Raw genomic sequence first — 24,432 nt, 5'->3', positions numbered from 1 at the left:
AGGAAGCAGAACCGATTGACTTGGGCCAGCCATCTATGTCGGTTCCCGTTACTGTTGATATAGCATGCAGTGAACCACCACTCGTATTGAAGATGATCTCTTTATGCCCATCTCCATTCAGATCTGCCGACGCCGGGGATGATAAAACAGCTGCACTAATAGTTACAGGAAAACCGGGAAAATCTGTGCCGTCATGATTGAGTATGATCAGACGGGGATTGCTAAACGTCAAGGCAACGATCTCCAGGTTGCCGTTATTATTGACATCAACCAACATCGGATTAGATCGTAGTTGACCACCTGCATTATATTGAAAGAGGATATCGCCAGTCGGTGTTACACAGTTGATCAACCCTGATTGACTGTTGGCAATGATCTCTGTAGTGCCGTTGTTATTCAGATCGGCAGCGGCAACTGCTGCACTGATATTAGAACCCAAATTGACAGGGAAGCCCGGGAGAGGTGTCTTGTTGTGTTTCAAAGCCCATAGGTTTCCTTGCGAATCACCAAAAATGATCTCTCTTCTTACATCACCATCCAGATCGAGCAGCAGAGCCGAAGAGTTGGAAGTTCCGGATAGAGCAAATGGCCAATTGGCTTGCTGTAGCGAGAGCTTTACCTCATAATAAAAAGATGCTTCATAAGGGAATGGATTACCCTGATTAGCAGTGATCGTAAGTGTGAAAGGTATTGTTAAATTGGATAAGGTTGCCTCTGTTGTGAAGCGAAAAGGATTGGTAGTGTTCAGAACAACTGAGCCACCGCTTATATTCGGAAAATTGACCGTATCGATCAAGATCTCGACACCGGGTGCTTCAGTAGATAAGGTTGCAGTTACACCAGTAGCTGTTAACCAGTATAATTCGTTGTAAAGAGCAAAAATAAGATTTATCTCTTCTCCCGGATTGGGCACACCATCTCCGTCGCCGCTATGTTCCTGTAATGTATGTTGATAAATCGATATATAAGGAATTTTGTCATACATAGTTGCTTTAAAGGCATTGATTCGACCAGTACCGATGAGTCCGGCAAATCCCGGATCATTTATATCATCAATATAATCAGTAGTAGTCATTAAACGAGCTTTTAAGTCCAAAGGTGAGATGTCGGGATGTAAGCTTTTTACTAAAGCCGCTATGCCAGCAGCAACCGGTGAAGACATAGAAGTACCACTAGAAGATTGATATGTATTATTCAGATAGGTAGAACGGATATTGACACCCGGTGCTGTCAGATCAATTGGTTCACCATAATCGGAAAAATTTGCCATGATATCATTTTGTCCCGTAGCTGCTACGGATAAGGAATTAGTACAATCAGAAGGAAACCAGGCATTAGTGGGTGTATGTTGAATACCATTATTACCTGCTCCGGCTACAACTAATGAACCTAAGCTGGTAGCATAGTTAACGACTGAGTTAGCATAATTACCTTGCCCCTGTCCTATCCAACTGCAGTTGATGATATGAGCTCCGGATTGTGCTGCATACTGTACCTGCTGGTAAGCATATTGAATACCACTACTCGGTGCATTTGAAGGTGCACCTTTACAGATCAATAAGGAGACATTCATGGCAGTACCTGTTAAACCGATATTATTGTCACCTACAGCACCTGCACACCCGGCAACATGAGTTCCATGCCCGTTCCCAGGATAGTTTTGGTAGGGGTTGTTATTATTTTCCACAAAATCCCAACCGATAACGTCATCAATAAAACCATTACCATCATTATCAATCCCGTCTCCACCATAGATCATTCCATTTACCCAGTCAATAGTGATCCCTGGTAATTCTGCCTCATTGATCCAGATGTTATCTGCCAGATCGGGATGATTCCATTTTGTTCCTGAGTCAGTTATAGCAACGATCACTTCACTGCTTCCTTGAACATGATCCCAGGCTTCCGGGGTCATGACAACAGGATGATGCCATTGCAGACTATATTCGGGGTCATTTGGTGTATAGAGATATCGGTTTATTGATTCATATTCTGCGAATATAATATTATTGTCTCTGTTCAAAGCAGATAGAGCAGTCTCTATGTTGTCATTTTCTTCCAGAACTATCCGATAGATATTTTGCAGATATACCCCTTTATCGTTCCAATCAAGATAGGTAACTTTCTCGTGCAACTGATGAAGATCAACAAATCGGTATTCCATTGCCAGAAGGTTTAAACTCTCTATATGGGTTCTGATTATTCCATCTTCACGGGTAAAGTTTATATCTCCAAAACGATTGCCAACGGCTTCCTGAGCAATGGCGACTATGATTGAACGTGGTTGATAATACTCCTCTATAAAGGGTAACTCAACAGAATAGAGCATCGTTCCTATAAAGACTAGGAAGATTGCTATTATAAGATTTTGTTTCATTTATAACTCCTATGTGTATGACTTTAAGTTACTATGTTAATAAACGTGATAAACCGATGTTGCATCTAATATTATCAGTTACTGTCCGTGAATATTTTTATAAAGTAGATTCTGTCAATCTTTAATGCCATTAATGAATGCAAAGTGAGGATTTATAAGCTTTCCAGCAAAGGGTTCAGCTAGTGCTAAGATATGACTAATCTTGGTATATTTACTGGAAGTCGGCAGAGTAGCTCATAATTGACCAGATTGGTTAATTCGCAGAATGATGACACGGTTATTCTGTGTGCCCCCTGATCACCGATAATCACAACTTCATCACCCTTAGAAACACCCGGTATAGCACTGACATCAACCACAAACATGTTCATATTGACCAAACCAATTATAGGTGCCTTCTTTCCCCTGATCAAAACATGTCCTATGTTGCTCAAACTTCTTCTATAACCATGATAATAACCTATCGGAATAGCAGCAATGGTTGTTTTCTTTGCTGCCATAAATGTATGACCATAGCTGATAAATTTTCCTGCTTCGACTACCTTTGTACTCATAACCTTTGTTTTCCATTGTAATACCTTTCTTAATGGATCTCGAGAATATTTACCCCGGTCAGAAAAGAGATTATGCATTCTCGTTTCCTGACTTGGCCAGTATCCGTAATGAGCTATGCCAATTCTCACCAAATTCATTTTAGTGTGCGGATAAGTCAGAGTAGCAGCAGAACAAGCAGTGTGCTCATAACGAGCTTTTATGCCTTTTTTGGTGAGTTTGTTACGCAATCGGAGAAATTCCTGATATTGATTCTCTACTCTAACATGATTAGCAATACTCTCCGCTCCTGCATAATGAGTGCATAATCCCTCGATGAATAAGTGTTTTTTATTCCCTTTAATCAAAGCAATGACCTGATCTAACTCTGCTTCTTCAAAACCGGTCCTATACATTCCGGTTTCCAGTTCCAGATGGATACGAGCCGGTTTCTTGATCTTTTTGGCACTATTAATAGCAGCTATTAACCTATCTTTTTCAAAGACATAGAAAGAGATGTTATTCTCTATCGCCCATTCCAGTTGATCATTATCTATCATACCCATTATCATTAGTTCTGTCTGCTGTTGTTTGGCTTTAAGAGCAATTGAGGCCTCATAGGCATCAAAGACAGCAAAGTAATCAATTCCGAACTGTTCTGCTAAGGGAAGAAATGCTGAGATGCCATGTCCGTAGGCATTACCTTTAATAACTGAGACAAACTTTGTTTCGGGACCTATCATTTTTTTTAGATAAGCAAGATTCTTTTGTAGGGCACTACTGTTGAGTTCTATATATGATGTCTGTTCCATAATCACCTATTCAATCTATAAATGAATTCTACAAAGATGTTATATCCGGTCTCTAATAAATCATCAGGAAAATCATAGTTACTGTTGTGCAATTGCGGTAAATCTTTTCCGCTTCCCAATCCTATCAATAAACCCGGAGATCTTTCTGCAAAGCGGGAAAAATCTTCAGACCAAGAAAAGGGATGCGCTCTTTCAATGATCGGTAAATCTAGTCTTTTGCCGATTGCTATTAGTTCATCAGTTAACTTATCGTCATTGATCATCGCCGGGTAATCTTCTACCCATTCAATCTCACATCTTAGATCATAAGATTCTGCTATACCTTCAGTTATGAAAACTGCTCTACTCTTCATAGTCTCTAAATCTTCTGCTTCATAAGCACGCATTGTAGCCATAATATGAGCATATCCCGGGGTTGTACCGAAAGCTCTATCTCCCAATCTAGCATGGATAATAGTTATCAGAGCAGAGTTCTGCACAGGAATATACATTTGAGGTATTGTATTAAGACTATTGATAATTGCTGTCATTGCCATTACCGGACTATTTCCGTCTTCGGGATGACCGGCATGGGAAGTAGCTCCCCAAAGGCGGATGATCATACCTGTAGTATTGGATGTAAATGCTCCCTTTCGAACAATTAGAGCATTATTCTTAAAACCTGGCAGATTATGTAATGCTAATACAGTATCAAATTTTAAATCCTGCATTCTCTTATCTGCAAGCATTTTTGCTGCTCCTGTTCCCAGTTCTTCTTCCGGTTGAAAGATCAGAACAATTGTTCCGGTTAATTCATTTCTGTTTTGAGCAAGGTGCTCAGCAATTCCCAATATTATAGCCATATGCCCGTCATGCCCACAACTATGGGATACTCCCTGTTTTTTGCTCTTATAAGGGAGATTAGTATTTTCCACTATTGGCAAACCATCCATATCAGCCCTAATACCAATAACTTTACCAGATTTAGCTCCTCTGTAAAGAGCGACAATTCCTTTGCCACCTACACCTGTCCATAATTCATCTGGTTCTGTTTTACCCAGGATATCATTTATAAAAGCAGCTGTTGCCTCTTCTTCTCCGGGTAGATCCGGATTGCTATGTAGGTAATGCCGCAATTCGATCATTCTTTCCAGCATCAATTCTCCTTACCATAAGTTTACATATTTTTATCTAAGCTGTTAAAATAGCTGTCAACCGATTTCTGAATTTCATATACTCCTTTTTCTTATCAGCAAATAGATAGAGTTATCTCGAATGAACATCATTCGTATGTTAGCCTGAGTGTTCTAGCCTATTCTTCTTGCTATACTTAGGACAGAATGTATCGATGGATAGCTAAAGCAGACTCGTTTATGTATCTTCAGACCCTTCGATACAATTCTTGGTAGGGAAAGCAGGATGCTTCTCCAAGAATCACTCAGGGCGACACCAGTCAGTATTATACAATTGTCTGCTAGACTGATCACCTTTCCATTGTCATCTTGACCGAGCACATTTCTTTGTCATCTCGACTGGAGTGAAGCGGAACCGAGGAAAACACTTCTTCGTGGCTGCTTCCGATCCTTCTTCAAGCTCAGGACAGGGTTGACGAAGTCAATGGAGAGATCTCAGCACCGATCTAAGCTAAAACCACTAAATCATGTTTCCTTACCGACATCAGTGGTGAGAGGTTTCGACTACGCTTGGCATGACAATTAGAAGAGGAAGTTACTCTCTATCTTAGATTGATCAATATTATGCCGATGATAAGAAGGAATAGAGCCAGTCTTTGCTTATGAGTAAATCTTTTTCGCCAGAAGATAAGATCGCAAAGGATACTTAAAAGAACTATGCTTGATGCAGTTAGTGGATAAGCTAAAGGAGCAGGAACAGTTTCCAGACCTTTAAGAAAGAAGCGTGTGGAGAGTTGATTAGGAATACCGAGTACCATTCCGTAGAGAAAATATTGCCAGTAAAAAATTCTTTTTGTCTTCCAAATCCAGAAAAGTGTGCAGATAAATGCTGAGGCGAACAGGATCAATACAAAAGGTGCTTGGTTAGTTTTTCCCAGTTCTGCGTATATCTTCAGGGTCGAATCCGTTATTCCTGAGATTAAGAAGAGGACAATCAGCCAGATGATCTGTCTGATGCTGTTTTTCTCAGTAACAGACCAAAAAGCAGCAACAATTACCATTATTCCCAATAAGTTAAAATTATTTATAGTATCAGCGAAGAATAAGATCGACATGAAAGTTGGTATAATAACTGCAACCCTCATTATACCTACACTCATCGACATGCCATTGATTGAGATATTTTTCTGATATACATAGAAATTATATAGAAAACAGAAGCCAGTGAAGAAACCGAAAATAATCTCGAACATACCGATAGAGAAAGTACCCGGTGCCATTTGAATAAAGCTGAATATCGACGCTAAAAAGTAATTTCCCAAGAAGATCAATAGAATATCAACCTTTTTCCCATGGGAAAATATAAGCAACAAATTAGCAATAATTACTGAGCATAAAATGCTCAGCAGAATGAATATCATCTACTTTACCTGAGCTTCTTTATTTATCGTTTCTGATCATATCTCTAAGATCAGAGATGAAGATTTTAATCGAGTTCTTCCTTACAGACAACTTCCTCAAATTTCTCATGTGATTTGAATCTGGTCAGTTTCAGTTTACCAAAGAAGGAATCAAGCAGAGAGTATATAGTCGGAATAAGAAAGAGGGTTAACATTGTTGAGAAGGCAAGACCAAAGGAAATACTTACAGCCATTGGTTTCCAAACAACCGAAGAACGGGCAGTACTCAACATCATCGGTACTAATCCCATAATTGTAGTAATAGTTGTTAATAAGATCGGTCTTAATCTGACAGAACCGGCATTGATCAGGGAATTCCAGCGATCTATTCCTTTATCCCGCTCTTTGTTTACGAAATCTACCAAGATGATAGAATTATTTACGACAACTCCCGCTAAAGCAATGACAGCAATGAAAGTGTTTAATGAAAATGGCAGCTGGGTGACTACTAAACCGAAAACAACACCTATAAAGGCAAACGGTATCGTCATCATCACGATCAATGGTTGAACATATGATCTGAATTGAGTAGCGAGAATAGTATAAACAAGAAGTAAAGCAACTGCAAAAGCTAAATATAATGATCTGTAGGATCGTGCCTGCTCTTCCTGCATTCCACCAAATTCAATTTGATAACCGGGGAAACGACCTTCAAAGCCGGACAGTACCCCTTCAGTACCTCTTATCCGGCTACCCATAAGTATTTCTGTGACCTCTCCCGGTCTTCTTCTTACTCTTCGTCCATTTTCCTCATAGAATCCGGCATTGGCAGTGATCGTCACAACTCTGCGACGGTTGCGGTGTTCTATACTGGCAAGACCTGTATCGATCTCGAATTCAGCAAGATCAGCCAACTGGATAGGGGTTCTTCCCGGTGGTCTGATCGTTAAGTTCTGTAATTTGCTCAATTCATCAACATATTCTTCTTTCATCATGACCACAACATCGTATTCCTTAAATCCGTCACCCCGATAAGCTGAAACAGTAGAGCCAGTAAGTGCTGTTCTGACATACATTGCAAATTGAGCAACCGTCAGACCATACATCGACAATCTGTCTTGTATCGGGATGATCCTTAATTCCTGCTTACCTTCGGCAAAACTATCACCAATATCTACAACTCCGGGTATATTGCGGAGTTCATCTTGTACGATACCTGAGATTTGTTGTAACCTATCCAGATTATCACCCCTGATACGGATCTCCACATCTCTGCCAACAGGAGGACCGGCTCGAAAAACATCAAAATTATAGGTGTAAATTCCCGGAACAGCATCGATATATCTTCTGATAGCATTTCTGATCTCGTCATGAGTGTACTTCATTTCCCGGTAGTCTATCAATTCGATAGCTATTTGCGAATAAGAACTTCTTCGTTCCATGCGGTTCTGGGTTCTCATAGAGCCGACATTAGTGACTAATGACTTAATATCGCGACTCTCTTCCATATTCAGGATATAGTTTTCAACCTGAGAAACAATTCGATTAGTGGTTTCAATATTAGTCCCATCAGGTGTCTGGATCTGCAGAGCTATTGTTGTAGGGGGAGGTTGCGGATAAAATTCGAATTTTACCAGCCCTGACATCATGGCTAATACTGCCAAAATGAAAACAAAAATGAAGCCAAGCACACTTTTAACGCGATGCTTAAGGACAAATATAAGAGTTCTGCGATATCTGGTAACGAGATAAATGAGTATCTTACTCTTCTTTTTCTTTTCATCAAGCGGTTTGGTGAAGAGAGAAAGATGAGCCGGCAGGATAAAGAGACTTTGAAACAGGGAAGCGGCGAGAGCAGCAGTAATCACAAGGGGAAAAACTCTCATGAACTGTCCCATTACCCCTTCCATGAGGAGCAATGGTAGAAAAGCAGCAGCTGTAGTTGCAGCCGAAGCAATAACCGGTATCATGACCTCATTAGTTCCCTTTACTGCTGAAGTTTTCTGGCAATAACCCATTTCCAGCTGCCGGTGCATATTTTCTATGACCACGATCGCATTATCAACTATCATACCAAGTACCAGTACCAGTCCGAAGAGGGTTAATTGGTTCATGGTGATGTCGCTGATCTGCATAAGTATGAAAGTCAATAAAAAGCTGAACGGTATTCCCCAGGCAGCCAGAGTCGCATTTCTCCAGCCGAGAAAGATGAACAGGGTGATAAATACAAGAATAATACCAAGCAAAGCACTATTACCGAGAGTGAGCAAACTTGTTTTCACATCTTCTGAACCGTCATTTCTGATCGTTATCTGCAGACCCGGAATAGATTCCTGAAATTCAGCTACATATTGCCGAACTTCATTCATCACTGAAATTATATTGCCATCAGCTTTCTTGTAAAGCGACATATTGACGCTTTCTCTGCCGTCAAGTTTGCTGATGGTAACGACATTTTCCAGGGTATCGCGAATAGTAGCGACATCTTCGATCCGGACGAACCGACCCTGTGGATCACTGTTAACAACTAAACGGGCAATTTCTTCCAGACTATTGAACTGTCCGACAGTACGCACTATGAGTTCCATTCTTCCCGACTTAATAGTTCCTGCCGGGACATTCATGTTTCTCAGGCGAATAGTATCGATCAGATCATTTAGACTCAAACCATAATGTTCCAGACGGGCAGCATCGCCTTCGATCCAGATCTGCCGATCACGTGTTCCAAATACATCAATCCGGGCAACATGCCTGATATTCTGTAACCCTTCTTGTAGCTGTTCAGCGATCTGTCTCATAGAATTAGGTGAATAATCACCACTCATGGCTATTTGTGCCATGGAATTAACTTCTCTCATATTAATCCGGATTATTGTCGGATCAAAAGCATCTGCCGGCAGATCTGTTACCTTTGCCAGTTCAGCTACGAGATCATCATACGCCTTGTCGGGATCAATACGTGGTTCAAAGACTACTCTGATGGTGGCACGCCCCTCTTCAGCACGGGAATGAATAAAATCAATACCATCAACACTGGCTATCTGAGCTTCGATCTTATCGATTATCAACTGTTCGATCTCTTCGGGAGAAACCCCCGGATACATAACGATAATAACTGAACTACCAAAATCAACTTGCGGCATTTCCTCTTTAGGTATGATGATCATGGAATATATTCCGACCACGAAGATCAATACCACAATCAGGTTAACAAACACCGGATTTCTTACCGACAAATCTGCTATCGACATATTTTTTATCCTTATTTTTTAAAACAATTAATTATCTATTTCAACTCATACCGCTTACTGTTCTTACTCTCTGACATTAACTACAACTCCGTCTTCAAGAGAATCCATGCCCTCTACAACAAGCTTCATTCCTACTTCTAATCCCTCTTCTATGATAGTAAACTCATTCACTCTGCTGCCAACCTTAACATAAGTTCTCTCTGCTCTGGCACTGTCGTTTACAGTATAGACATAGAGATCATCATAGCTGGAATGGATAAAGCCGGTCTCTGTATAAAAAACGTCTTGATACTGGTTAGTCTGGATCATTGCATTTACTACCATTCCCGGCAACAGTTCACCTCTAACATTATCAAGAATGATCTCGATAGGGTAAGTAGCTCCGGACAGAGCTTTGACACCAACACCCCTAACCCTGGCAGGATATTCCTTATCCCGATAGGAAACTATCACCGGTTGTCCTGTTCTGACATTCAGGATATGGTTTTCACCTATACCACCCTTAAGTAGCAACTGCTGGTGATTAACGATCCCTGCTATCGGTGAATTGGGAAAGATCATCTCTCCGACTTGCAGAGGCAGAGATGAAATATATCCGGAAACAGGAGCGATGAGTTGTGAATTCTCAAACGCTTTTTGTGCAGATTCCAGGGCTGCTGCAGCCCCGTCTCTTTGGGCTACTGCTCCCTGAAAGGCAAAGAGTGCCTGCTGATATTCTGCCTGGGAAGCTGAGCCGTTTTCAAAAAGGCGGCTGGTTGAATCATAGTTCATTCGAGCAGTTTCCATAGCTGCATTAGCTGAGTTTAGAGCTGCTCTTGCCTGTTCCAAGCGTATTCTGACTACTTCATTATCGAGCTTCCCTATTTCTTCACCCTTCTCAATCCAATCACCAAGAGATTTTGACAGCGATAAGACCTGTCCGCTGGTTTCACTGAGCATAACAATATCAGTGATGCCCTCCAGCTTGCCGGTTATCCTTAAAAACTCGCTTAAATCCCGTCTTTCTACCTCTTCCACAATAACCGGAACAGGTACTTCCGGACGGGCGAATCTTCGCCCTGGTGCTCCGCCCCGACCACAGCCGACAAGGAGCAGCAGGATCATTAAACCCACCAACAATATAGTTTTTTCTTTCATTTTCATATATCCTTTCATTATTAGACCCTCTATTATATATAGCATCACATTTTTTGGGGAAAACAGCTTAACTGCTTTTCCTGTAAGCAATTATTTTTTTTCTTCATGATAATTCTGCCGTTCAATAAAGATTATTCATAATATCAATTAATGATCCATCATCTTCCAGATTGAGAAGATTCATCAGATTTGTCCTGTTCTTCAAGAAATCATATCTACTCTGTACTGCATTAAGATTGCTGGTTGTTAATAACAGCTCGATACTTATCAGATCAATAGAAGATATCAGCCCGTTACGGAAGCGTTCTTCCATCATATTATACGTTTCTTGAGCATATTGCAGAGCAAGTTCAGCAGAAGATATTGTTCTGGCAGAAGCGATACCTGTGTATAGAGCAGCTTCAATCGCCAATTTGATACTGTCTTCTGTCGTTTCTACCTCCCGTTCAGTTCTCCTGTATGCATGGTAACTCTTCCTGTAACCGCTATAGTTATCAAAGAGTGGGAATATCGGCAGAGACAGGGAAAGTAAATAAGTTGTCGAGCTATCGAACTCATACTCACCACGGAAGTTATCACTCCAGTTTCTGGAAGCCGATAGATTGACAGTAGGCAAGAAATTCCCTTTTGCCAAAGTCACCGCTTTTCTACTGATATCCTGTCCCGCTCTCGTCATGATCAGAAGCGGATTATTCTCTTCACCGTACAGGATCAATTTTTCCTTTACAGCTTCAATTTCGTCTCCCTTTAGGTTCTGATAGTAATTTATCAACTCTTCGTAAAGTTGCAGATCAACAGGTAATACATCACTTATATCTACTTTAATAAGGTTTCTCAGTTGTCTTAAGCTTAGTTGCCGGTTATTTTCTGCCTGGATCAGAGCGACCTCTTTTGCTGCCACTTCAGTCTGAAACTGCAGAAATTCAGCCCGGGATAGAGTACCTGTATCCATACGGGTTCTGGCAGTCTCTAAATTACGTTCTGCTATGTCCAGGGCATTCTGACTAATAACATACAGCTCTTTCGACAACAGATAGTTATAATAAGCGGTTTCTAAAGACCCCAGAAGTGAAAGTCTGGTATAACTGAGGTCAGCTTTGGCTATCTTAACAGCATCGCTTTTCATCCTGTATGCGAGCCACAATTTCCCACCCATAAAGACCGGTTGACTGACATTAATGCCATAAGAGATTGAATAATTTTCCTGTGCACCAGCAAACGGTTTCGGATCAAGATAGTTGTATCCCCCTTGTAACCTGGCAGAAGGGAACAAGGAGGTTAATGCTTGATGCATATCCCATTCGGCAGCTTTTAAAGCCGATTCCTTCGCCAAATATTCCGGATTATTGTTCAGAAGAAGTTCTCTTGCTTCATGCAGTGAAACGATCTGTTCCGCATTAAGACTTAACAAACCACCAAGAATTATTATCAGTATCAATATAATCTTCATCTTTTTCCTCTGAGGGAAAAAATAATCAAGACTCTCAGGTGTCAAAGGTATTTTTTAGATACTTAGTCAACTAATGATATATTTCAGAAGATTACTACAAATAAATTTTATTTTCAATTTCTGTGTTTTTTCACTTCTGCTAAGCTATCCTTCCATTGGATTTGCTTTTCTTTTCTGCTTTTCTTTCCGCTGGGGCGTCTTAATTTTCCTCTGTGCTCTCTGTGTCTCCGTGGTTAATCTTACTCCTTGCTTAGCTCCGATAGTACCCTTTATGGGTGTAAGATGATAGCCTGCGACTTCAGTCGCACGTAATGCGTCGGAGATCCATTGGGCGGCGGGTGGGTTTAGATCACCTGACCCTTCGATACAATTTCCATTAACCAAGCAAGGAGCTTTTCGGAAATCACTCAGGGTGACAGTAGTATAGTAAATGACAGCAATGCCGGATCACTCAGAAAGACAATTTCAATGTCAGGCTATCATATTTCATACCCCTGCGGGGCATTATAAAAGGGCGACCACCGGTCGCCCCTACATTGCATTTTTTTATCCGTTTAATTTTATTTTTCCGCCAAATCCGTTTTCTATTCCTACCTGCTATTTCTTCCGCTGGAGCGTCTTAATTTTCCTCTGTGCCCTCTGTGTCTCCGTGGTTATTTATCTTTTTTCATCTTTAATAATTCATCTCTCTTACTGCCCGATTATAATCTTCCACATTTCTGTTATGCTCATCAACCAACTGATTAAATCTATCTACTTCCCTGCTGTACTCATCAAAGATCATGTCATAATCTTCAGCAGAAAACTCCACATACTGGCTTCCCATCGCATTAAGAGTTGAATTTAGTTGATTGAGTCGTGTTCTCTGTCTTTCGATCTCCATTTGCTGCCTGTCAACGAGAACCGCTAAACCTTGCAATTCACTCTCTAATCGATAGGTTTCAATGATTCCATAATAAACTGCTCCGTCATCCAGCTTGTGTAATTCAGCTAGAGAAAAATTAAGAGGTGTTAATCCCTCAATGCTATCTTCTGTAATATAAAGAGAACTGGCTTGCAGATCTTGAGAGAGAAATATATTTGTTATCCCGATCCTTATCGGTGCGGTAGTTTCAACATAGCAGTAACCTGTATTATAAATGGAGTAACTGGGGGGACATCTCACCCCTAACCCGACATGACCAACTCCGGTCTCCATTGCTTCTCCATCAAAAGAAAAAATAGCTGTGCCATATCCCATCTCTTCTGCTATAGCTGCGGCTAAAACCGTCTTATCAGAACAGACACCCTTTTGATCATATAGTGTTATATATGGATGACGTGGGAGAAGATCCATTCTTAGTTGATCATCATTTTCTTGGGCATACGTTGTAACTTCCGTTGCCTTGGTAACATCATAAGGGATATCCTGCACGAAACGCATGGCAAATTCCAGTGTCTGGTCGGCATTAAATCCCTCTCCCACCGCTATTGTCTGCAGTGATTGTACGATACTGGCAATTGTTTCGTTTGTTTCATGGATCTCTTTAATAAATTGATAATACTCTCCCTGGGTTCTTATATTAGGGAACTGCTCCGAATAAGCTTGATAGTATTCATAATAACTTTGGTAAAGGGTCTCATTTATCGTATAAGCTTTATTTAAAAAGGTAATTTTATACTCTACTTCTCTCGGTCCTAACGCCTCAGGGAAGATCAGTTCTTTTTCCGGTTTAGGCCCTATATAACCAAGTGCGGTCATAATTATCAGATACATGACCAGAATTGCTATTAATATCGTCAATGCTCCCCGTATAGTTAATCTCATCATCTTCTCCTTTTTTTGTCATGTCGAGCAAAGTCGAGACATCTCATTTTGTTTGCAATCTCTTCCCAATGAACCTGCTTCTCCTTCCTCTGGTTTTTTCTCAGATCACACATAACTAATCACAGATCACGGTTTTTTTTGCTTCCGCTGGTGCGTCTAAATTTTTCTCTGTGTCCTCTGTTTCTCCGTGGTTAATCTTTTACCTTGCTCTGTATCCAATGGACTTGCTTCCCTTCCTCTGGTATCACTAATAACTAGTAGCTAATAACTCTTCTCATTTTGCTTGCTCTGCTTCCGCTGGGGCATCAGTGTTCATCTTTTTTTTTAATCAGTGTGCATTCGTGGTCCAATTCATTCTTTTGATAAAACTACGATCTTTCTCTCAATATATATCCGAAACTGAACATCAAGACCCGATTTTTTGCTTTTTGCGGCACATTTTCCAGTATTTCGCTCAAACCGAGATTATATCGGACGCCGATCAGAATCTGTTCGGAAAGCAGCGGAAACATTACATCGGCACCAAAATTAAGAGAATACTCAATATCTTTGACGTTCTTTCTGATATCATCGGTTCCGGAAAAGATCTCACCACCCCAATCTTCGGTATATTCTCTTTTGGCATCTATCAACATCGCAATAGAAGGACCTATGTACGGCTGTAAACGAAACTTGTCTTTTCTGTAATTATACTTGAAAAGCAGAGGCATTTCCAGATAATGAAAGGTATAGGTCTGAGATACTATTACATCACCATCCCAAAACGGGAAACTGTACTCATTTTTAGCACCTTTAAGGTTATAGATCAGCTCTAAATGAAAGATTATATTATCCATCAGCGGATACATTTCAAATGCACCTGAGTGATAACCTGTCAGAGGGGTAACATCTCCCAGGTCCTTACCTGTAATATTGGCTCTGTTGATCCCGAGTTTCAATCCCTGTTGCTTTTGACCGAAAACCAAGCTAACAGAGAAGATAAGCAAAATAACGAAAAACAATCTTCTCTTCACAGCTACCTCCATACATTCAAGTTATCTGTGCAATTAACTTGTTTTTTTCAAATCTTTCTGCAAGCTTTTTTTAACAATTTGAGGATTTTTTGTTGTTTATCACTCTAATAGACCTTATCAACTGTTCTGTTCTTAGCATTATCTATTTCTTCTTTTTCCCATGAAAATGGGCGACCACCAGTCGCCCCTACATTGTATTTCTTATTCGTTTGATTCTATTTTTTTCCGTCAAATCCGCGTTCTATTCCTGCCTGCTTTACTACCAATTGACTTACTATACTTCCTCCTGATTTTTCTACCTACTACTTACTTTTTTCGCTCCCTTTCTTAGTCTCTCCCTCTCTCTGTCGGTTTTTTCCTTCCGCTGGGGCATCTCAATCTTTTCTCCGTGCTCTCTGTGTCTCCGTGGTTATTTATCTCTTCGAAGCTATCCTCCCAATGGACTTGCTCTCCTTACTTATTTAAAGAAAAACTGCAAGCCACCCATAAACCGGAACTGTGTCCATTCATTATCACCACCGACATCTCCGCCATATTCACCGATACCAAATCTATAATTAACACCCAAATCAACATACAACATCTCAACCACAGGTATCAGATGTCCCGCTTTGAGTTCCAGATAGCTTGCTGACCATTTGTAAGCACTGCTGCTCTTGAATTCATATCTGTAACCCTGCTGCAAAAAGGCAGCACCGGCATAGAATCTATCAATAAAATACCTGCCACCGATCCCCAACAAAAATGTTGTTTCTCCGTGATCGCCTTGTTTGACATGATTCAATTCGAAGATCACATCTCCTACCAGATTCTCCATCACGAAATACCCGAATTGCGGTTTAAATGAAAATTCTGTATGAGAATCGGCATCCTCATTTAATTTTGATACAGCATAGGATAGGCTGCCGCCAACATTGATCGTCCCTTCCTGAAAAGCACTGAGACCTCCTAAGATCAGCAAGGTTATGATGATTAAGAATCCTTTTTTCATTTTAGTCCTCCAAGATAATTGCTAAGTATTCATGTTCTTTTCAATAATGTACTATAATCACTTAGAATTATCAGTACCAAAAACTACCTGTCAAGCTAAACAATCGCCAAAGCACATTTACCCGGTTTTGTGTTTATACTTCTTTCATCTTGCTTGGCTCCGATAGCACCCTGAAGGGGTGCCATATCATAGCCTGCGACTTCAGTCGCAGGTAATGGAGCTCTGCTCCAATTGGGCGGTGGGCGGGTTTAGTTTAGATCACCTGACCCTTCGATACGATCCGGCAAAAGAGCCGGATCACTCAGGGTGACAGGTGAGAGTTTGATCAACCTGTTCCCAGACATTAAAATGTCTGGCTATCTTATTTCATACCCCTTTCGGGGCATTTTATCTTCCTAATTCCTAAAACCTAGCTTTGTTCTCCTTGCTTGGCTCCGATAGCACCCTGAAGGGGTGCAATATCATAGCCTGCGACTTCAGTCGCAGGTAATGGAGCTCTGCTCCAATTGGGCGGTGGGCGGGTTTAGATCATCATTATTCCAGACATTGAAATGTCTGGCTATCATATTTCATACCCCTTTCGGGGCATGATAAATCCTCTTTTATTGCTTGCTTCCCTTCCGCTGGGGCATCTGTGTTCATCCTTTTTTAATCTGTGTAAATCCGTGGTTAATGCTTGCTTCTCCTCCAATGGACTTGCTTCTCCTTCCTCCGGTTTTTTCTACCTACTACATACTATTACTACTTACTTCTTTCGCTCCCTCTCTTAGTCTCTCCCTCTCTCTGTCGATTTTTGTCATTCTTCTGAGGCATCTGTGTTCTTTGCTTACTTTATCTCCACCGGAGCCACAGGTTTAAACGGGTTTTTTCTGACTGCCAGCGAGAAGAGATAGGGATATGTTCTCTTGAGGTGCTTGATGTATTCCATCCATTCCAAAGTCAGCAATTGATATACCCTGTTTGCATCTTCAGTCAGATGCTCAATTTCTGTCTCCGGCAGTTCGATCAATTCCTTTTTGTGATCCAATTCTTCTGTCAAATGAAACACCGACCAGATCAGGTTCGTGAAAGCTTCGTTCTCAATAAGATTCTCATTCATCAGCAGATCAAGAATAAATCCCTTTCTTTCCAATAAAAGATCCCTCAATTCTACAAAGTAATTCTTGCTTCCCTTGATCTCATAGTCATGTTTTCTTGCTCTGTCCCTGAGATTAAGAAATTCCTGTTCAGACCAATCATCCGGCAATTCAAGAGCTCTTATGATCTGTTCCGATCTCCTGTCAAAGCGGGAGAGCATTCTTAACAGATCAGTTCCCATTTCACTGAAGAATGCTCCGATCAGCATATTGAGTTTGTTTCTTCTCCCCTTTATTTCTCTGTGGTGCAGCAGTCGGTGGATGATCAGCATCACCAGCAATACTTCAAAGAAGACGAAAGCAAGGTCACCAAAAAAAAAGATCATGATATGATGCGGATCACGGAATATAACGAAATGAATGTAATATACAGTTACTGTCAGTGCTATAAGGACAATACCCAAAATTATCTGCCAGTTGAACACCTGCTTCATAATTTCCTCCCTTCCGGTATTCTTTTCACGGCTGAGTGACAAGATCGTTTCTTCCCCATTTATAAATATGATCATTGATCAGTCAAGTTGTAATGATCATCTCTGAAGGTTAATGAGAACGACCGGATAATTTTTTCTTGCCCGATTAGTTAGGAATTTGATAATATAAAACTGTCATTCACCTGAACGGGGATTTATGGCAAAGTTCTGAGTATGATCGGAGAGATTAATGCCTCGGTTGAGAAAAGGGGATCGGGTATCAGATACGCTGATACCGAATTGGGGAAAAGGAATTGTCTTGAACGAAAACACCGACCAAGAGCTCATCATCTTCTTCGTCTGGGGTGGCAGGAAAAGCTATGACCCCGAAGCTGAAGGACTTGTTCTCATAAGCGGTACCAAATCCCGTAACCCGATACTTGATCTGATCGAGAAAGATTATCTGAACAATGACTATCTGATCAAGAAACATCGTTATGTCCATCACAATGTTTATGTTATAGAATTGAACAAGAAAGTGCTCAATGAAACCGGTTTTTTACACGCCAATCCGGGTCGCGATCCCTTAAAGCCCTCTGTTTATGTCGGCATGACCGGATTATCTCCCGAAGAAAGGTTCAAAAACCACAAAGAGGGGTACAAGTCTTCCCGCTATCCCCACAAATACGGGCAAAGACTTCTTTATCGTCTCTTTAAGGATTTCAATCCCATGCCTTATGAGCTGGCCAGATTGATCGAGCCGGAACTCGCTTCTCATCTCCGCTCCAAAGGATATGCCGTCTGGCAAAATTGATTCCTGATCTCAAGAGGGCAATTTAATGTTATACCATAAATTAAATGGAAGAAGATTCCAGTAATTGATTAAGACAACTATAAGGACTATTAGCCATCCTCACCTTTAAACGACAGATTATCAAAGGTCCAAGATAGGGTCCATGTTGTGATCATGTAGGGGTCCAAGTTAAAGCCCAAGCCCAAGTTGAAGCCCAAGCCCAAGCCAAATTGTTGGATTGCTGATCTTATTGCAGAATAGCAGAAAAATACGATCTTAGCGTTATCAATAAGCTCGGAAAGGGTGTCGATGTATCATATCCGGATACTTATTTTTGGTATCTGATCGCTTTATCGAATCTGCCGGGATTTAATAAAGTTGATAACCTGAGTTTTTCAGTTCAGATTTTGCTCTGATTTCGCTGGATCTTATGGATGCTTCTTTTATTGCCTCTCTTTTCTGTTCTTCATTGAGAGCATTCTCTACCATCATAAAATTTCTCATAAATGTATCATCATTACCGAAAGCTCTTTGTGCCAGCAAAAACCAAACAAATGATTCACGAAGATCATGATCAACACCTACTCCGTTTGCATAACACATTGCCAGAACATATTGCCCTTGTTCATAATCCTGTTCGGCAGCTAATCTATAAAACTCCGCGGCTTTCTCGTGATTTACCTCAACACCCTCGCCATTAGAAAAACAAACACCCAAGCGTACTTGAGCTTTAGGGTGCCCATGAACAGCTGCATAATGGAAAAAACTTGCAGCTCTTTCAAGGTTTTTTTCCTCTCCTTCGCCGGTATAATACATGTGCCCTAACCAAAAGATACTACCTGGATCACCTTTTTCGGCAGCAAAACCGAACCATTTTTTTGCCTCTTCGTAATCCTTTTCAACACCTTCTCCATGATAATAACAATATCCGAGGCTATATTGACTATCTAAATCACCCCTATGTGCTGCTACCTGAAAGTATTGTACTGACAGAGTAGCATTCTTTTCCACTCCATTACCATTAGCATAGATAGAACCAAGACAATACGTAGCATCTAAATTACCATTTTTTACTGCTAACTTAAACCATCTCAAAGCTTCATCATAACTCTGTTCAACCATTTTCCCATGAAAGTAACAGTCTCCCAACCAGAATTGAGCTTGATCATGGCCTTGATGAGCAGACTGCACGAACCATTTGTTAGCTTCGGAAAAATCTTGCTGTACTTTATCACCGTGAAGATAACACATCCCAACCTTAAAAGATGCATCCTTATCTCCCTTTAATGCCTCTGATTTCAAATAATCAATTGAATCTCTATCCATTTATATATCTCTCTTGCACTCTCTTCATTTGAAAGATTTATACTATAACTTTATACTTTCTGTCAAATGGTTTTGTCTTTCGAGTTGACAAGAACTGTTTGAATCGCTTTTTTACATGGGGAACAAGATATGAGGATTATCATTTTAATTGCTGCTGATGCCGAGTGGAAAGCGACGAAAGAAATTTTGGATGTAAAGGAGAGGGTCTCGATATCTCCTTATGGTGAGTGGTTTAAAACAAAATTGCATGGAATGATTGAAGGGGTAATCTTTCAAACCGGATGTGGGAAAGTTGCTTCAGCTGGAGCCACACAACATGCTATAGATAAATGGAGACCTGATCTGATCATTAATCTCGGCACCTGCGGAGGGATCAAGGGGCAAATAAAGCAGGGGCAGATTATTCTGGTAAACAAAACAATTATCTATGATATTATAGAAGAAGAGGGACAAACTACAGAAACTAAAGACAGATATATCACCGATATCGAAATAGACTGGATCATGCCGTATCTTCCAAAGAGTGTAATGCCTTTTACAATGCTTACAGCTGATAGAGACCTGATAAGTAACGAAATTGATACCCTGATTGAGAAATATAATGCCCGGGTGGTAGATTGGGAATCGGGATCGATTGCATACATTGCCCGTCGGAATAATATAAAATGCCTTATTATTAGAGGTGTAAGTGATCTGGTAAGTAAGACAGAACACCAAATATACGGAAATGATAAATTATTTGAGCAACTGGCTTTAAGAACAATGAAGAAGCTCTTTCAGCTTTTAACGGAGATTATTACAGATATAAGCAGATTATGATAATCAACTCTTTTTTGACTTTTTAGGAGAAATTTCGGCAAAGCCTGATCCCAACCGGGAGGATATCATCTGGCAAACTACTCCACCGGAAGAAAACAGTGCACCATGAAGCTTCATGATTCATGGTCCCTCCACGGAGTACTCTTTTTGAACCGCTAATGACACCATCAGGATCTTTCTTTGAACCTGTAGGATATCTAGCAAACTTGTCCCAACACCATTCCCAATAAAATCCGCTCATATCATAGATTCCGAGCTCATTCGGGTTCTTCTCTCCCACCCGGTGCATTTTCTTTTTATCAATATCTTTGTTGATACACCAACCTACTTTTTCTAAGTTATTGCTACCCGAATATATATAACCTCTGGATTTGTTGCCCCCTCGGGCAGCAAATTCCCACTCTGCTTCTGTAGGTAATCTGTAACCGTTGCAATTCGGATTAACATCGACAGAGGTTCTCATGATACCATAACCGTCCAAATCATTAGAATGAGAATATACTTTTCTAATGTTGTATACACATCCCAGTCCCTCTTTTTTACTCAGTTCATTACAGAACTCAATCGCTTGATACCATTGGATAAATACTTCCGGATAATCATTGCCAAAAAATATGTTGTCGCTCGATCCCATGACTTCAAGCCAATCTTTTTGGGTTACAAGGAATTTGCCGATGTAAAAGCTCTCAACACTGACAGTATGAACCGGAATAGCCCAATCTCGGGGTTTTCCCATTTCACTACCCATTTTAAATGTCCCGCCTTCGACCAAAACCATATCTTTACCGGAAAAACTTTCATTCATTGTCAGGTTCTCTCATCTATGCTAAGAAACGTTTTTTCACTGGTTCATCTTCGGCAATAGATCTTATGCTGCCTTGTTCTTGTGATGGCAGAATGCATGATATGATTAATGTCACAAACATAATGGTCAAGAGATCAGATGTCGAAATAAAGGTCTTTGAGAAGTTCTTTAGATTCCTCATGTCCCTGTTCAGCTGTTTTTTGAAACCACTCATGAGCTTTTTTATGGTTAACCGGAACCCCATCTCCGGCATAGTAACACCAGGCAACTGAGAATTGGGCAGACATATTTCCCTGTTCTGCAGCTAAGAGCATCAATCTAAACCCTTCTGAAGGATTTTTTTCAACTCCATACCCCTCCATAAAACAATAAGCCAACATGCCCAAAGCGTAAATGTCTTCCTTTTGTACTGCCAGAGAGAGCAGATTCACTCCCTCTTGATAATCTTGCTCTACACCGACACCTTTAATATAGCACTCTCCCAGCTTGTATAGCGCTCTTGCATTCCCTTCCTCAGATAAGCTTCGTAGTATTTCTATTCCCTTTCTCAGATCTTTTTCTACAATGCAACCTTCCAGATAGTATATTCCTATGTTATATCGTGCTTCAACATTGCCGGCATCGGCAGAGAGTTTGGTCCATTTATATGCCTCTTCATAATTCACTATAGTACCGACTCCCATATAATAAAATGCACCCAGATGGCTCATCGCTTCTACAGTTCCGGCTTCTGCGGCTGATTTAAAATAGTTAAATGCCTTTTCCGGATCTCTTTCTAACAGTATCCCCTCATGGTATATCACGCCCAGTTTACACTGAGCTTCCGGATCGCCATTTTCTGCCATATCGATCAATTTTTCTAGATCCATCAATAGATACTCCCGATAGTTGTTATTTTAATAATCATCATCAACTTATTGTTTCGAACTTTTTTTACACAACAAAGTACTGTTTCTTACCAAAGAAACTGCTGATTTCAAACCAGAATGTCGTATCGTAAGTGATCATTTTTGCTTGTCTCTTCCTTTCGTGTTCTTCTCTATCGAATCCCATGGTTTCGTATCCATTCTTCCCTTCGTATTCAGCTTTCAGCTCTTCCCAGTCTTCAGTCGGAAACGCAGTGACCCTGAATTCGAGCAGATCATATTTTTTCTCTTTAACAGAAATCAATTCTTGTTCTTTAAGTTTCCACCTTATCTCCGAATAACGATCATTTTCCTTTCGCTGAAAAATGAGCTCCTCATATATTCTTCTTTCTGCGAAACGGTATTCTATCTCTACTCCGTTAAAAAGATAATCCGGAGTTACCAGCGGATCGTTCATATTAATAATGACTGCATCCTCCTGAGTATAACCCCATCCACCCTCTATGGGTAATATTCCCATCTTCCAGAAGTGCATGTTTACCAGGTATCTCGGGGCTATCTCTGTTTCTATTCGTGGTGTTTGAATAACTATCGGCATTCTCCATACCTCCTAACATTTTTATCTGTAGTTATATTAGTGGCTTCATAGAAAACTCTTCAACATTTCCTAAAGACACTTTGATCCTTTCATATATATCCGTTCCACAGATAGAATAGAATATCATAACTTCTCCAGAAATTACTAATGAGTTATTCACCTGTATTTGTCATTGATAATCCAAAGCGAATGTATTTAATTCCATATTACGATTAATAATCACAAATCTATATATTTTCAAGACGTTTAATTTCGTCGATAATATCTTGGATGGCTTCGGTATTGTATATCATCTTCTTTCCAGATGAGCTTTTTGTTGAGAACACAAAAAATACCTTTCCACCAAAATCTTTTTCAAACCTCTCATGATTTGCTGTATGCATTTCTATCCATTGATATTGATTCAAAGATTGTCCTGAAGAAATCGGTTTTATCTGTAGTCCAATATAATTATTTTTTACTTTTATGAAAAAATCAACACTGTAAGGCCTGTCCCATTTATCTGGTGCCGGGTCAATATTTCTGCTTATTAAATTCTCTAATTGACCGTATACTGTTTCTATCTCCGACTTATATCCTTCATAAGTTCGATTTAAAACAAGGTTGTAAGCATAATCAATACATTCTTCTTCTGTAATGCTGTCTAATTCTTTTTGTACTACTTCTGTAAGCTTAATGTATAGAGTCTGTCCTAATCCAACAATGTATTCTCGTGTGATTTTAATGCCATTTTTTTTATTCTGTATAGCATTAGAAAAATAGTAATCAACCCACTCCTCGTACGTTTTAGGAGCACACGATCTAATTATTTCTGAGGTACATCCAACACTATATGATTTATTTAATCCCCATCTATTCATTACATAATTCAGTAGTGTTTCACGTTTGAATTTTATATTATATCCTTCAACACTACTTATCCATTCTTTCTTCATTTTACCTCCCAGATAAATAAGAGCAAAGTTTAGGTACACCATACTTTTCTCGCCATTTTTTTTCTATGTAGTCCATATATATGCTTCTTAGTTTTACTATATAATAGACCTTATAAGTGAATTTCCTATGTTTACTTTCAGTTACATTAATGCCATTTCTGAAGTAAACATCACCTGTTGTGATACTATTTACATAATCTTTTTCGTCTTGAGTTAAATTCGGGAGACTTAATAACTCTTCGATACTCCTGATCCGGTGTTCGTCGATATATGGCACTTTTCCTTTGCTATTTGAAGATAACGCTTTCTTTCTATGAGATCGTGTATCACCAGGATATATATCAACACTAATAGCTGACCAAGTAGAATCAATCTGCGAAAATAAATGACGGGCTATTCTGACTCGTATATTATCTTTAGCTATACCGTTGTATATAAATTCGCCACTATTATATCGAGGTGGTATGGGATTTTTATGAAATGAATGCACTATTTGTTCATTGGTCCAAATCCAATAACATCCTCCACCATCAGGTATCAAACTTAAATCCGTATTCTTTTTAATCGTAAGATTATCAACATTCTTTAAAGTATCATCAGGAATTTCAATTAGCTCAATTCCTTTAAGAAATAGTACTTCCTGATTTAACCAGTGATCATTTGCCAAACTGGTTCTCCAAGGCGATAAATCTTTCTCTATACTTGTAATCCATTCCTCTGTCGACTTTCACCAAGCCGTGTTTTATCAGATGAGCATTTATAAATGTTTTGTTTTCAAGATAAATATAACAAAGCAAATTATTCTCTTCATCGTATTTGGTGTCATCATATTTAAGAAACACTCTCTTACCTCGAGTTTT

At 39.9% G+C, this 24,432-nt stretch carries 20 protein-coding genes; 2 read left to right on the top strand and 18 right to left on the bottom strand.

The window, feature by feature from the left end:
• From K0B81_08555 to K0B81_08505, 11 genes are all read right to left on the bottom strand, one after another.
• Positions 1 to 2,377, bottom strand: a 2,377-nt coding sequence (locus K0B81_08555) for a S8 family serine peptidase (protein ID MBW6516644.1), incomplete at its 3' end; no start/stop codon positions are given.
• A gap of 185 nt (positions 2,378 to 2,562) precedes the next feature.
• Complete coding sequence (alr, locus tag K0B81_08550; GenBank protein MBW6516643.1) at positions 2,563 to 3,720, bottom strand: alanine racemase; 1,158 nt, start codon at positions 3,718 to 3,720, stop codon at positions 2,563 to 2,565.
• Between the two features lie 2 nt (positions 3,721 to 3,722).
• Entirely contained in the window at positions 3,723 to 4,856 is a 1,134-nt protein-coding gene (locus tag K0B81_08545; GenBank protein ID MBW6516642.1) for an amidohydrolase, read from the bottom strand.
• Between the two features lie 578 nt (positions 4,857 to 5,434).
• The gene (locus tag K0B81_08540; protein MBW6516641.1) at positions 5,435 to 6,253 is read right to left on the bottom strand and encodes an EamA family transporter; all 819 of its coding nucleotides are present in this window, start codon (positions 6,251 to 6,253) and stop codon (positions 5,435 to 5,437) included.
• 65 nt (positions 6,254 to 6,318) lie between these two features.
• Entirely contained in the window at positions 6,319 to 9,483 is a 3,165-nt protein-coding gene (locus K0B81_08535; protein MBW6516640.1) for an efflux RND transporter permease subunit, read from the bottom strand.
• Positions 9,484 to 9,546: 63 nt separating this feature from the next.
• Entirely contained in the window at positions 9,547 to 10,620 is a 1,074-nt protein-coding gene (locus K0B81_08530; protein MBW6516639.1) for an efflux RND transporter periplasmic adaptor subunit, read from the bottom strand.
• 121 nt (positions 10,621 to 10,741) lie between these two features.
• Entirely contained in the window at positions 10,742 to 12,070 is a 1,329-nt protein-coding gene (locus K0B81_08525; protein MBW6516638.1) for a TolC family protein, read from the bottom strand.
• Between the two features lie 673 nt (positions 12,071 to 12,743).
• On the bottom strand, positions 12,744 to 13,877 hold the full coding sequence (locus K0B81_08520) for a hypothetical protein (GenBank protein MBW6516637.1): 1,134 nt from the start codon (positions 13,875 to 13,877) through the stop codon (positions 12,744 to 12,746).
• Positions 13,878 to 14,245: 368 nt separating this feature from the next.
• The gene (locus K0B81_08515) at positions 14,246 to 14,890 is read right to left on the bottom strand and encodes a PorT family protein (GenBank protein MBW6516636.1); all 645 of its coding nucleotides are present in this window, start codon (positions 14,888 to 14,890) and stop codon (positions 14,246 to 14,248) included.
• Between the two features lie 457 nt (positions 14,891 to 15,347).
• On the bottom strand, positions 15,348 to 15,881 hold the full coding sequence (locus tag K0B81_08510) for a hypothetical protein (protein ID MBW6516635.1): 534 nt from the start codon (positions 15,879 to 15,881) through the stop codon (positions 15,348 to 15,350).
• An 826-nt stretch (positions 15,882 to 16,707) separates the two neighbouring features.
• The gene (locus tag K0B81_08505; GenBank protein MBW6516634.1) at positions 16,708 to 17,451 is read right to left on the bottom strand and encodes a hypothetical protein; all 744 of its coding nucleotides are present in this window, start codon (positions 17,449 to 17,451) and stop codon (positions 16,708 to 16,710) included.
• 457 nt (positions 17,452 to 17,908) lie between these two features.
• On the opposite strand from K0B81_08505, the gene K0B81_08500 reads away from it, so the two are divergent.
• The gene (locus K0B81_08500; protein ID MBW6516633.1) at positions 17,909 to 18,244 is read left to right on the top strand and encodes a hypothetical protein; all 336 of its coding nucleotides are present in this window, start codon (positions 17,909 to 17,911) and stop codon (positions 18,242 to 18,244) included.
• 348 nt (positions 18,245 to 18,592) lie between these two features.
• On the opposite strand, the gene K0B81_08495 is transcribed toward K0B81_08500, so the two are convergent.
• A complete protein-coding gene (locus K0B81_08495) occupies positions 18,593 to 19,549 on the bottom strand; it encodes a sel1 repeat family protein (protein ID MBW6516632.1) in 957 nt (318 codons plus the stop codon).
• A 129-nt stretch (positions 19,550 to 19,678) separates the two neighbouring features.
• On the opposite strand from K0B81_08495, the gene K0B81_08490 reads away from it, so the two are divergent.
• Positions 19,679 to 20,368: a 5'-methylthioadenosine/S-adenosylhomocysteine nucleosidase gene (locus tag K0B81_08490; GenBank protein MBW6516631.1), complete on the top strand. Its 690-nt coding sequence runs from the start codon at positions 19,679 to 19,681 to the stop codon at positions 20,366 to 20,368.
• 22 nt (positions 20,369 to 20,390) lie between these two features.
• Here K0B81_08490 and K0B81_08485 read toward each other — a convergent pair whose 3' ends face one another.
• The 6 genes from K0B81_08485 to K0B81_08460 all read right to left on the bottom strand — a co-directional run.
• Entirely contained in the window at positions 20,391 to 21,173 is a 783-nt protein-coding gene (locus tag K0B81_08485) for a formylglycine-generating enzyme family protein (GenBank protein ID MBW6516630.1), read from the bottom strand.
• 134 nt (positions 21,174 to 21,307) lie between these two features.
• Positions 21,308 to 22,042: a sel1 repeat family protein gene (locus K0B81_08480; GenBank protein ID MBW6516629.1), complete on the bottom strand. Its 735-nt coding sequence runs from the start codon at positions 22,040 to 22,042 to the stop codon at positions 21,308 to 21,310.
• A gap of 64 nt (positions 22,043 to 22,106) precedes the next feature.
• The gene (locus K0B81_08475) at positions 22,107 to 22,637 is read right to left on the bottom strand and encodes a hypothetical protein (GenBank protein MBW6516628.1); all 531 of its coding nucleotides are present in this window, start codon (positions 22,635 to 22,637) and stop codon (positions 22,107 to 22,109) included.
• A 227-nt stretch (positions 22,638 to 22,864) separates the two neighbouring features.
• Positions 22,865 to 23,572, bottom strand: a complete 708-nt coding sequence (locus K0B81_08470) for an MjaI family restriction endonuclease (GenBank protein MBW6516627.1) — start codon at positions 23,570 to 23,572, stop codon at positions 22,865 to 22,867.
• A gap of 1 nt (position 23,573) precedes the next feature.
• Positions 23,574 to 24,239, bottom strand: a complete 666-nt coding sequence (locus K0B81_08465) for a hypothetical protein (GenBank protein ID MBW6516626.1) — start codon at positions 24,237 to 24,239, stop codon at positions 23,574 to 23,576.
• The coding region (locus K0B81_08460; GenBank protein ID MBW6516625.1) for a thermonuclease family protein at positions 24,229 to 24,432 on the bottom strand (204 nt) is incomplete at its 5' end. The genes K0B81_08465 and K0B81_08460, both read right to left, overlap by 11 nt.

The sequence above is a fragment of the Candidatus Cloacimonadota bacterium genome (genome assembly GCA_019429305.1).
In the GTDB taxonomy this organism is placed as follows: Bacteria; Cloacimonadota; Cloacimonadia; order Cloacimonadales; family JAJBBL01; genus JAHYIR01.
The sequence above is the reverse complement of the archived record's forward strand: the minus strand, read 5'-3'. Positions and strand labels throughout refer to the sequence as shown.